General features: G+C 68.9%; 8 protein-coding genes and 2 pseudogenes. 5 read left to right on the top strand and 5 right to left on the bottom strand.

The window, feature by feature from the left end; genetic code table 11:
- Positions 1-195: 195 nt before the first annotated feature.
- Positions 196-894: a GntR family transcriptional regulator gene (locus ACY5KJ_RS13115; protein WP_462187692.1), complete on the top strand. Its 699-nt coding sequence runs from the start codon at positions 196-198 to the stop codon at positions 892-894.
- A gap of 69 nt (positions 895-963) precedes the next feature.
- Here the strand turns inward: ACY5KJ_RS13115 and ACY5KJ_RS13120 are convergent, their stop codons facing one another.
- The 3 genes and pseudogenes from ACY5KJ_RS13120 to ACY5KJ_RS13130 form a co-directional block, all read right to left on the bottom strand.
- Positions 964-2,325 (bottom strand): (Fe-S)-binding protein, encoded by a 1,362-nt coding sequence (locus tag ACY5KJ_RS13120; protein ID WP_462187693.1) that lies wholly within the window; start codon positions 2,323-2,325, stop codon positions 964-966.
- A 6-nt stretch (positions 2,326-2,331) separates the two neighbouring features.
- Positions 2,332-2,790 (bottom strand): annotated as a pseudogene (locus tag ACY5KJ_RS13125) (FAD-linked oxidase C-terminal domain-containing protein); the annotation flags it as partial.
- A 147-nt stretch (positions 2,791-2,937) separates the two neighbouring features.
- Positions 2,938-3,798: an FAD-binding oxidoreductase gene (locus ACY5KJ_RS13130; RefSeq protein ID WP_462187686.1), complete on the bottom strand. Its 861-nt coding sequence runs from the start codon at positions 3,796-3,798 to the stop codon at positions 2,938-2,940.
- A 445-nt stretch (positions 3,799-4,243) separates the two neighbouring features.
- On the opposite strand from ACY5KJ_RS13130, the gene ACY5KJ_RS13135 reads away from it, so the two are divergent.
- Both ACY5KJ_RS13135 and ACY5KJ_RS13140 read left to right on the top strand, forming a co-directional pair.
- Positions 4,244-4,570 (top strand): putative quinol monooxygenase, encoded by a 327-nt coding sequence (locus ACY5KJ_RS13135; protein ID WP_462187687.1) that lies wholly within the window; start codon positions 4,244-4,246, stop codon positions 4,568-4,570.
- Positions 4,571-4,666: 96 nt separating this feature from the next.
- Positions 4,667-4,828 (top strand): annotated as a pseudogene (locus ACY5KJ_RS13140) (transposase); the annotation flags it as partial.
- Between the two features lie 74 nt (positions 4,829-4,902).
- Here the strand turns inward: ACY5KJ_RS13140 and ACY5KJ_RS13145 are convergent.
- Complete coding sequence (locus ACY5KJ_RS13145) at positions 4,903-5,307, bottom strand: winged helix-turn-helix transcriptional regulator (protein WP_462203459.1); 405 nt, start codon at positions 5,305-5,307, stop codon at positions 4,903-4,905.
- A gap of 239 nt (positions 5,308-5,546) precedes the next feature.
- Between ACY5KJ_RS13145 and ACY5KJ_RS13150 the strand changes: the two genes are divergently transcribed.
- Both ACY5KJ_RS13150 and ACY5KJ_RS13155 read left to right on the top strand, forming a co-directional pair.
- Complete coding sequence (locus tag ACY5KJ_RS13150) at positions 5,547-6,983, top strand: DHA2 family efflux MFS transporter permease subunit (protein WP_462187695.1); 1,437 nt, start codon at positions 5,547-5,549, stop codon at positions 6,981-6,983.
- A gap of 280 nt (positions 6,984-7,263) precedes the next feature.
- Entirely contained in the window at positions 7,264-8,709 is a 1,446-nt protein-coding gene (locus ACY5KJ_RS13155; RefSeq protein WP_462203460.1) for a WS/DGAT/MGAT family O-acyltransferase, read from the top strand.
- On the opposite strand, the gene fbp is transcribed toward ACY5KJ_RS13155, so the two are convergent.
- Complete coding sequence (gene fbp, locus ACY5KJ_RS13160) at positions 8,604-9,872, bottom strand: fructose-1,6-bisphosphate aldolase/phosphatase (RefSeq protein WP_462203461.1); 1,269 nt, start codon at positions 9,870-9,872, stop codon at positions 8,604-8,606. The two genes, ACY5KJ_RS13155 and fbp, sit on opposite strands and share 106 nt — an antisense overlap.
- Between the last annotated feature and the right edge of the window lie 86 nt (positions 9,873-9,958).

Genomic DNA, 9,958 nt, shown 5'->3' on the forward strand with positions numbered 1-9,958 from the left:
GCCCAGACTCGCCCATCCCGCCCAGGACGCCGACCGGTCGGGCGATCGGCGTCCTGGGCGGGATGGGCGAGTCTGGGCGGGATGGGCGAGACCGCGCGGGGCTACGACTGACGGTTGTAATTTCGGCTAGCTCGTGTTGATTCCATGAGGGTCACCAACCCGCCTGACTCGCATGTACTGGAAGGTGACTGGGTGATGCGCCGCCCTGTACAGCCGGTATCGCTCATAGATGCGGTGGTCGAAAATCTTCGCGCCGAGCTGTTCAGTGGCAATATCGGCAGCAACCAGGCGCTGACCGAAGTAGGCGTCGCCACCCAGTACGATATCGCTCGCCCGACCGCGAAGGCGGCAATCGAGAAGCTGGTCGCGGCCGGTCTCCTTGTCCGCGGCAGTCACAAGGTCGCCCGGGTCCCCGAGCTCGGCCCGGACGACGTTCGCGACATCTACAACACGCGCTACTGCCTCGAGCGCGAGCCACTCCGGCTGCTCGCCGCGGCCCGCCGCGTTCCCGCGCAGGCCCGGATGGCCAATGATGAGATCAAGTCGGTGATCAACGGCCCTCAGATCGCGATCGTCGAGCCCGACATGCGGTTTCACCTCAGCCTCGTCGACTCGATGTCCAGCCCCCGCATCAGCGGCATGTACCACAAACTCGCCGGTGAAGTCCGGCTGTGCATGTCGCAGGTACAGGGCCGGGCGCTGCTGAGCGCGGAATCGATCTACGGCGAGCACGCTCGCCTGCTGGAGCTGATCGTGACCGGCGATCAGGACGCAGCAACGGTCTTACTCCACAAACACCTCTCCCGCGCGCGCGGGAGACTCGCGGGCGCTTTCGGCGCCGAACCGGGCCCGGAGGCGGGCTTCGAGTACGAAGCCGCGACGGCGCGCGGGTGACACGTTCGCTCGGACCGCGCATCCATCAAGGTCACGGGAAGTCGTCGACCGGCGTTCTCCAACACGTTCTCAGCCGGCACCGCCAGGATGGGCAGAATCACGGATCGGGCGAGTCGCGTACTCCAGCGTCTCAACAATGTGGACGTATTCGCGCCCCGTTGCGCGTGACATTCCGACCTCGCAGGTCCGGTTGGCCGACGCATGCACCTCGAAGGTGCGGGAGTTGACCTCACGTGCCTCGTTCAACGTCGCCGCCGCAGTCAGCTCGGGATGCAGGAGCCCGCGATCACCAGCGAACGCGCAGCAATTCCAGTCCAGCGGCACGACCACCTCGTCGCTGACCAGCTCGGCGAGTTCCCTGAGTAAAGTCGTGGTGCCCCGCCGCTCGGTCGAGCACGTAGGGTGCAGTACCAGGGACGCCACCCGGCGGGTCACCGAGAGGCGGCCCACGACCTCGGCGCGCACGAATTCGAGCGCGTCCACGAAACGAAGTGCCTCGTAGCCGCCGCCAAGCCGCTCCGCCTCGGCGCGAAGCTCCTCCAGACCTTCTGTGCACGACGCCGCGTCGCACACGACCGGCAGGCGGCCGCCGTCGGTCGCTGCGAGCAGCGCCGGCAGGACCTTGGCCCCGATGACCTCGTGGCCGCCCCTGAGACCCTTCGACTTCCACGGCATACCGCAACACATCGACGCAATGCCCTTGGGCACCCGTATCGCTACTCCGGCACGCGCGCACAGCGTCAGCATCGCGGGCATGACCCCGCCGCTGGACGACGACGAGCCGAACATGGCACCGACGCACGCCGGGAAGTACACGGCGCACGCCTCTGCGGCAGCCACGACCGCCCGGCGCCGGTACCCCCCGCGGGGCAGCGAGGCGTCATACTGGGGCATCCTGTCGGTGCCCAACGTTCTGCGGGCCAGGGAGGTCGCGGCTGTCGGCAACGCCGGCGGCAGTGCGGCGGCAGAAAGCGCCTTCCCAGCCAGTGCGGTGGTCGCCCCCCAGTGGCGGGCCGCCGAGCGCCACAGCGCGTCCTCGCCCTTGTTCACCCTCTCGGCGCGCAGCTCTCGCACGAGTGATCCGGTGTTGATCTGCACAGGGCAAGCGGTCTGGCACATACCGTCGACCGCGCAGGTGTCGACCGCGTCATAGCGGTAGGCCGCGGACAGCTCGTCGGCGAGCCCCTCGTCTCCCTCCCGCCGCGCGGCCTCACGCTCCCGCAGCAGGGCGATCCGCTGCCGAGGAGTCAGGGTCAGCGCCCGGCTCGGGCAGACCGGTTCGCAGTACCCGCACTCCACGCACATGTCCGCGCCGTAGCCGACCGTCGGCACATCCTTGAGATTGCGCAGATAGGAGCGAGGATCATCGGACAGCACGACCCCCGGGTTGAGGATTCCCGGCGGGTCGAACAGCCGCTTCACCTCCGTCATGACGTCATACAGTTCATCGCCGTACTGGCGACGGACATACCCCGCCATGATCCGGCCGGTGCCGTGCTCCGCCTTGAGCGTCCCCTTGGGGATGTAATGAAGTAACAAATACGTGATCGAGAGCATCATCGCAGGTCACAGGCCTGTGGAGGGTTCGAAACGCGCAAGTTATTTCATTTCGACTCCCTTGTGCTCGAGCACCAGCTCGACCATTTCCTCGGTGAACGCGTGGTAGCGTTCCAACCGCGCGGGATCCTGGAAGGTCTCAGTGAGCATGAAATGGATATTGCCGTCCTTGGCATGGCCGAAGATGACACTGTTCTGATAGCCGTGCGCGTCGAACAGCTTCGTGAGTTCCTGGCACGCTACCCGCAGGTGCGGCACCGGAACCGCCACATCCTCCAGCAACGCCGTGGTCCCCGCCTGGCGCGCTCCCGCGACGGCCGTGTAGAGACCCTTGCGCACGTGCCACAGGTCCTTTCAGCGCCGCGGGTCCGAGGTCAGCTCCAGGGGCGACTCGGTCTCGAGCCCATCGCACACGCCGCCGGCCCCGGACACCTTGTCGGCAAGCTCCTCGGTGGTCGCTGCCTGCAGCTCCACCAGGAACGCAACCTAGTCACGCACCTCCAGCGAGCCGATCTCAGCCGGTGTCGCGCCGAGGGTCTGCGCAACGGCAAGGGACCGAGCGTCCATCAGTTCGATCGTCGCGAACCCCACGTCGACCAGCTCGGGCAGCGCGGCGGTCGCGGTGGCGAGGTCACGAAACACCGCCAAGCCCGTCGAGGCGTGGGGAAAGAGCTCCACCATCCGGAACGTGGCCGAGGCGACGAACCCGAGCGTGCCTTCGCTACCGATCATCAGATGGGCCAGGATCTCGACGGGACGCTCGTAGTCGAGAAACGAGTTGAGACCGTAGCCCATCGTGTTCTTCATTGAGAACTGCCGACGCAGCGTCGCCACGGACGCCGGGTTGCGGCAGATCCGCTCACGGAGCCGCAACAAGCCCTCATACAGATCGGGTTCCAGCGCGCGCAGCCGTTCATCCGCGTCCGGCGCACCGGTGTCAATCACGGATCCGCTGGATAGCACCACGGTCATCGCCTCGAGCGTCTGGTAGGCGTTCTGCCCGGTACCGCAGGCCATTCCGCTGGAATTGTTGGCAATGACTCCACCCAGGGTGCAGGCGACCTCACTCGCGGGGTCGGGACCGAGCTTCCGCCCGTACGGACGCAGCCGCGCGTTCGCGGCACGGACGGTCACGCCAGGCTCGGCGCGCAGACGGTCACCACCGTCGAGCACCTCGGCCGACTGAAAACCGGGTCGCACGTCGACCAGGATCCCGTCGGTGACGCCCTGGCCGCTGAGGCTCGTCCCGCCCGAGCGGAACGTCAGGTACGAACCACTTCGCCGGCATCTCGCAAACAGCGCCGCCACATCGCCCACGCCGGCAACACGTTCCACTGCGGAAGGCACCAGGTGATAATGCGACGCATCCCGCGCCATCGCGTAGCGCAGGACCGGACGGCCTGCCACGGCCGCCGCGGCTCCCCGCTACCTCCGCTACCTCCGCGCCAGTGGGACGCCCTTCAAGACTCATCGCCCGTCCTCTCCAGACAAAGAAAGTCTGACAAGTATACATTCGCACACCCCGCGGCGCGTCACCTCGGCTGCCCTACGATGTCCCTGCCACCCAGCGTCACTGCCACCCAGGGCATCGAGCCCTGATCACGAGCCCGCGGCAGGCCCCGGCTTTCTCAAATCGAGACTGCCCGTGGCGGCTGTGACTGCTACGACCATGGGCGAGGTGCCGAGCGTGGGGGCCACCCGTCGCCGACGGTGTGAAAACAGTCGTTGGAGCTCGGTACCCCAGGCGGCCTGTCGCCCACAGCAAGAGCCATGAGCTCGGAAAGGGTTTATAATGATCTTTATCACCGCCAAGTTCCGGATCAAGCCGGAGCACGCCGACCAGTGGCCGGAGATCTCACGGGCGTTCACCGAGGCGACCCGCGCTGAGCCGGGCTGCAAATGGTTCGACTGGTCCCGCAACATTGAGAGCCCGACCGAGTACGTACTGGTCGAGGCATTCCAGGATGGCGACGCCGGAGCCGCGCACGTCCAGTCCGACCACTTCAAGGCCGCCCGGCAGACACTGCCGAAGTACCTCGCCGAGACGCCGCGCATCGTGAACACGGTTCTGGAGCAGGACGACTGGTCGGAGCTCGGCGAACTCGCTGTGTCCGACTGATCGGTCGGACCGCCGGCGACGACAGGCGGAGCCCCGGTCGGAAACCTCCGTGACGTCCAACCTGACGCCGCTATTCCCGTGGTCCGGCGTATCGGCATGAAGAAGAAGCCGGGTCGGCCGCCGACGTGGACATGCCGGCAGTTGATCGACGGGATTCGGTGGCGGACGCGGACCGGGGCGCCGTGGCGGGACGTTCCCGCCCGGTACGGGCACTGGCGCATGGTGTACGGACTGTTCCAGGACTGGCATCGGGACGGGCTCGCTCCAGCCCAGCGACAGTCACCCAATGTCATACTCGGGATGCATCTTCGAATCATGGCCTCCAGGGTGCTCTAGTCGACTCCACCCTGGGGGCCGTGGTTGCGGTCGTAGGCCGCGCGGGCCACGGCGATGTCGTCGCGGTGCCGTTCGGCCCACGATGTGAGCGTCCGCAGCGTGGCATACAGCTCCCGGGCCATATCGGTGGCCTGGTACTCGACCTTCGGCGGCACCGTGGGGTAGACGACCCGCGTCAGCAGCCCATCACGTTTCAGGTTACGCAGCGTGAGGGTGAGCATCCGCCGGCTGATGCCGCTGATCGACCGCTGCAGCTCGGTGAACCGGACCGGTCCGTCGCTGATCCGCAGCAGGATGCCGATGGCCCACTTGCCACTGATCCGGTTCAGCACCTCCAAGACGGTGCAGGCCTCGGCCTCGTGGTCGGGGGGGTCGATCACATCGCTGTTCCCCTGGAACATGAAAGTGCCTCCTTCCGGCCGCTCCCACAGTCACACATGATGGCTTCCGTAACAAGACGTGCCCCATACGGCGGCTGGAACCGCGCCTGGCTGGCGGCCGCGACCGGCCCGCCGCCGCGGCCCCCGTCCGGCCTCCTCGACGTCAAGGAAGACTGTTGACCGACTCAACTCCCCCGGCCCCGCCCCCGGCGCTCCCGTCCCGCTGGCTCGCTCTCGGGGTGCTCTGCACCAGCAACCTGATGGTCATCCTGGACAGCTCGATCGTTACGGTCGCGCTGCCGACCATCCAGCAGGACCTCGGCTTCTCCCAGGCGAACCTGGCCTGGGTTGTGAACGGATACCTGATCGCCTTCGCCGGCCTGCTGCTGCTGTCCGGACGGCTGGGTGACCTGCTGGGCGGCCGGCCCGTCTTCATCGGGGGGCTCGGCCTGTTCACGGCGGCCTCGCTGGCCTGCAGCCTGGCCAACACCGGCGGCCTCCTGATCACGTTCCGCTTCCTGCAGGGCGCCGGGGGCGCGCTGGCCTCCGCGGTGGCACTCGGCATGATCGTCACGATCTTCCCCGACAGCCGGGAGCGGGCCAAGGCACTGGCCTGCTACGCCTTCGTCGCCGCGGCCGGCTCATCGATCGGGCTCATCCTCGGCGGCGTGCTGACCAAGGGTCTCAGCTGGCCGTGGGTCTTCTACGTCAACGTGCCGCTGGGTGTCCTCGCGGTGGTGCTCGCCCTGCAGGTGCTGCCCCCGATCGCCGGGCTCGGGCTGCGCGAGGGCGCGGACGTTCTCGGCGCCGGGCTGGTGACCGCCGGGCTGATGCTCGGCGTCTACACCGTCGTCCGGGGCGGGGCGGACGACTGGAGCAACGGCGGGACGCTGGGGCCGCTCGCCGCCTCGCTGCTCCTGCTCGCCGCCTTCGTGGGCCGCCAGGCCGCCGCGGCCAAACCACTGCTGCCGCTGCGCATCTTCCGCTCCCGCGCGGTCGGGGGAGCGAACATCATCCTGACCCTGATGGTGGCCGGCCTGTTCGGCTACCAGTTCTGCACCGCCCTGTACCTGCAGGACGTGCTCGGCTACGACGCGCTGCGCACCGGGCTGGCGTTTCTGCCGGCCCCGCTGACCATCGCGGCCGTCTCGCTGGGCCTCGCGTCGCCGCTGAGCACCCGGTTCGGCCCCAGGCCGGTGATCGTCGTCGGGCTGCTGCTGGTCGCCGCGGCGCTCCTACTGTTGGCCCGGGTACCGGCCGACGGCAGCTACGCGCGCGACATCGCCCCGGTGTTCGTCCTGCTGGGTATCGGTTTCGGCGCGGCGATGCCCGCCCTGATCGGCCAGGCGATGGCGGTCTCCGACCCCGCCGAGGCCGGCGTCGCCTCCGGGGTGGCCAACACCACCCAGCAGATCGGCGCCGCGCTCGGCACCGCGATCCTGGCCACCCTCGCCGCCTCCCGCACCGACTCGCTGCTCGACCGCGGCAGGAGCACCATCGCCGCCCTCACCGGCGGGTTCCACCTCGCCTACGCGGTGAGCGCGGCCCTGGTCGCCGCGGCCGTCCTCGTCACCCTGTTCGTCCTGCGCCCGCCCGGCCAGTCACGGGCCGCCGACAGCGCACGGGCCGCCGACGCCCACCCAGCCGAGACCGACGACCCGGCGCAGCCGGCGGGGGTGCCGGCCGCGGGACAGTAACCGCCGGGGCCAGCCGTCGGGGACGGAGTAGGCCGGGCGCCCTACCGCCGAGACGGTCCTGCCGCGTGTTCAGTTCTGCCGTGTGTCCGGGACTGAGGTGGGCCTCGTGTTGATCGCAGCCAGCGCAACCCGCACCCGCTCGGGTGGGGTGCGCGGCCCACGGGTCGCACCGCGCCTCGCTCGCCGGACTTCCGCCGGGTTCGCAGCACCGCGGACAGGGGCATGCTCCGGCTACGCCTGACGGCCACCCGATGCTTACCCCGACCCCGGTGAGGCGCCCATGCGGCAGCTAACCCCGCTTGACGCTCAGTTCCTCGCGTGGGAGGACGGACGCACGTTCGGCCACGTCGCTGGCCTGGCCCTCTACGACACGAGCAAGCCGGGACAGGAGCTCACCTTCCGGTGGCTGCTGGAGCATGTCGCGCAGCGGCTGCCGCTGGTTCCGCCGCTGCGGGAGCGACTGGTGCAGGTGCCACTCGGCCTCGACCATCCCTACTGGGTGGAGGATCCCTGCTTCGATCTGGAGTACCACGTTCGCGAGCTGGCGCTGCCGGCGCCTGGTGACGACGCCCAACTCGCCACGCAGGTCGCCCGGCTGCTCGACCGGCCGTTGGACCGGTCTCGCCCGCTGTGGGAGGCGTACCTGATCTCCGGATTGCAGGGGCAGCGGGTCGCCGTCCTGACCAAGATTCACCATGCGGTGCTCGATGGCCTGTCCGGGGCCGAGGTACTGCTCGCGCTGACCGACTTCACCCCGGCGGGCCGCGAACCTCCACCGCCGGCCGCCCCGCCGGCTGGCCTGCCCAACCAGGCAGAGATGCTCGCGCGCGGGCTTCTCGGACTATCCCGGCAACCGTTGCGCGCGTTGTCTGTCCTGCCCCGGACGCTGCGCTATCTCGACCGCAATCCGGCGTTGCGGACCGTTCCGGGCATCCGTCTTGCGGGCCGGGTGGCGCGCGGCGTCCTGGAGTTCCGGCGGGAGGCGCACACCGACGGGGAGATCCTCGAGGTTCCCCGGGTACGGGCGCCGCGGACCCGCTTCAACGGGCCGATCAGCCCACACCGGCAGGTCGCCTTCGCCACCCTGCCGCTGACCGACATCAAAACAATCAAGAACCACTTTCACGTCACCGTAAACGACGTTGTTGTCACATTGTGTGCGGGAGCCGTCCGGACGTGGCTCGCCAATCGGGACGAGCTACCGGATCGGCCGCTGGTCGCGATGGTGCCGCTGAGCGTCCGTACCCCCGAACAGGTCGGCACCTTCGGCAACCGGATCTCGGCGATGATGGTACCGATCCCCACCCACGAGCCGGACCCGGCCGCACGGATCGCCTTCACCCACGACGCGCTGGCCACCGCGAAGACCGTGCACCGCGCAATCCCGGCCACCGTCCTGCAGGACACGGAACAGTTCGTACCGCCGGCCATACTCGCCCGCGCATCCCGCATGGTCATGGCGGTGCTGAGCAGAACCCGGATCCAGCCGGTCTGCAACCTGGTCGTATCCAACGTGCCGGGCTCACCCCTGCAGCTCTACCTCGGCAAGACGCCGATGACCGCCGCCTATCCGCTCAGCCCCATCACCCACAGCTGCGGCCTGAACATCACCGCGCTAAGCTACCGGGACGCGCTCGACGTCGGAGTCGTCACCGACCGGGCACAGGTCCCCGACGCCTGGGAAATCATCAGCGCGTTGCACGAGGAACTCGCGACGCTGCGCTGACGGCCGCGCAGCGGACGCGGGCTCAGCGGCGGCCGGAGGCCGGTGCCGCGGTGGCCGTCGCCGCGGATGCCGGCGGGCAGGGGCTGCCAGCGGCCGGCGAGGCGGTCTTCCAGGGCGGGCATGGTGGTGTATTCGAGTTCGTCGAGGCCGAGGCCGTGCGGTTCGAAGGGGCCGTGGCGGCGCAGGTAGTCCATGACCTCGTTGGCCTGCGCGCGGGCCCGGTCGAAGGCGGGGTCGTCGAACATGTCGCGCGGGCCGAGGAGCCGGCCACCGGTGATCTGGAAGCCGAGGCAGACCACCCGGGGCGGCCCGTCGAACCGGGACGGGTGCGCGTGTGCGACCGGGACTGGCATGAGGGGCGCGTGGTGGGAGCCGCGCATGCTGCCGCCGACGGTGTAGGCCAACGCGAACGGCTCCAGCGCCTCGCCGATCGAGGGCAGCCCGGACTGGCAGCGCACAATCATCACCGGGTCGTCCTTGCCGACATACTTCCCGGCGATCAGGGACAGCCGCTGGGTGCTCGTCGCGGCCGCCTGCTCGTCCAACGTCTTGGAGGTGACGCTGTGCAGGACATAGCGGGCCGGCGCACCGATGTACATGAGCAGGTCGTACATGTCGGCCGGGCAGTCGAACACGATCCGCTTCTCCTGGTACAGGTCGTAGACCTCGAACCGGAACCCGGCGTGCATCTTCGCGTCGATGACCAGCCCGGCGGTGGTGAAGGGGTCGGCGAACATCCGGAACAGCGGCAGGTTCCAGGCACCCGGTTCGGTCTTGTCCGCCAGGAAGCACAGCACCGGCTCGGACGGCCGTTCGACGAACTCGAGCTCGGCGTAGCCGGGGCCCATGCCACGCAGGTTGCCGGAAAACGCGTCGGAGAGCAGGTCCTGCCCGGCGCCGTAGAGCCCGAGGTCCCGGGCGACCTGCGTGGTCGCGCGGAAGACATCCCAGGCGAACGAGTGCACCGCCACCGCGTCCGGGCCATGCGCATGGGTCATGATCAGGGAGAGGTCGTCGCCGCAGGTCGCGACGGTACCGTCGAGCAGCAGGTCGCCGCGCGCCGCGTCGACCCGCCGGGTGGCTTCGGCGACCATGTCGGGGTGGACGGCGGAATGGCCCACGAACCCGCCGGTGTCGGCCTTGATGATGCTGAGTGTTGGCATGACCGTTACCTCCTCGTGCGAGTGGGCCTGGTCGTCCAGATGTCGTCAGGATGTTTGAAGCCCTACCCGGTTGGGCGGGTGGCAGT

Source organism: Frankia sp. CcWB3 (assembly GCF_977927595.1).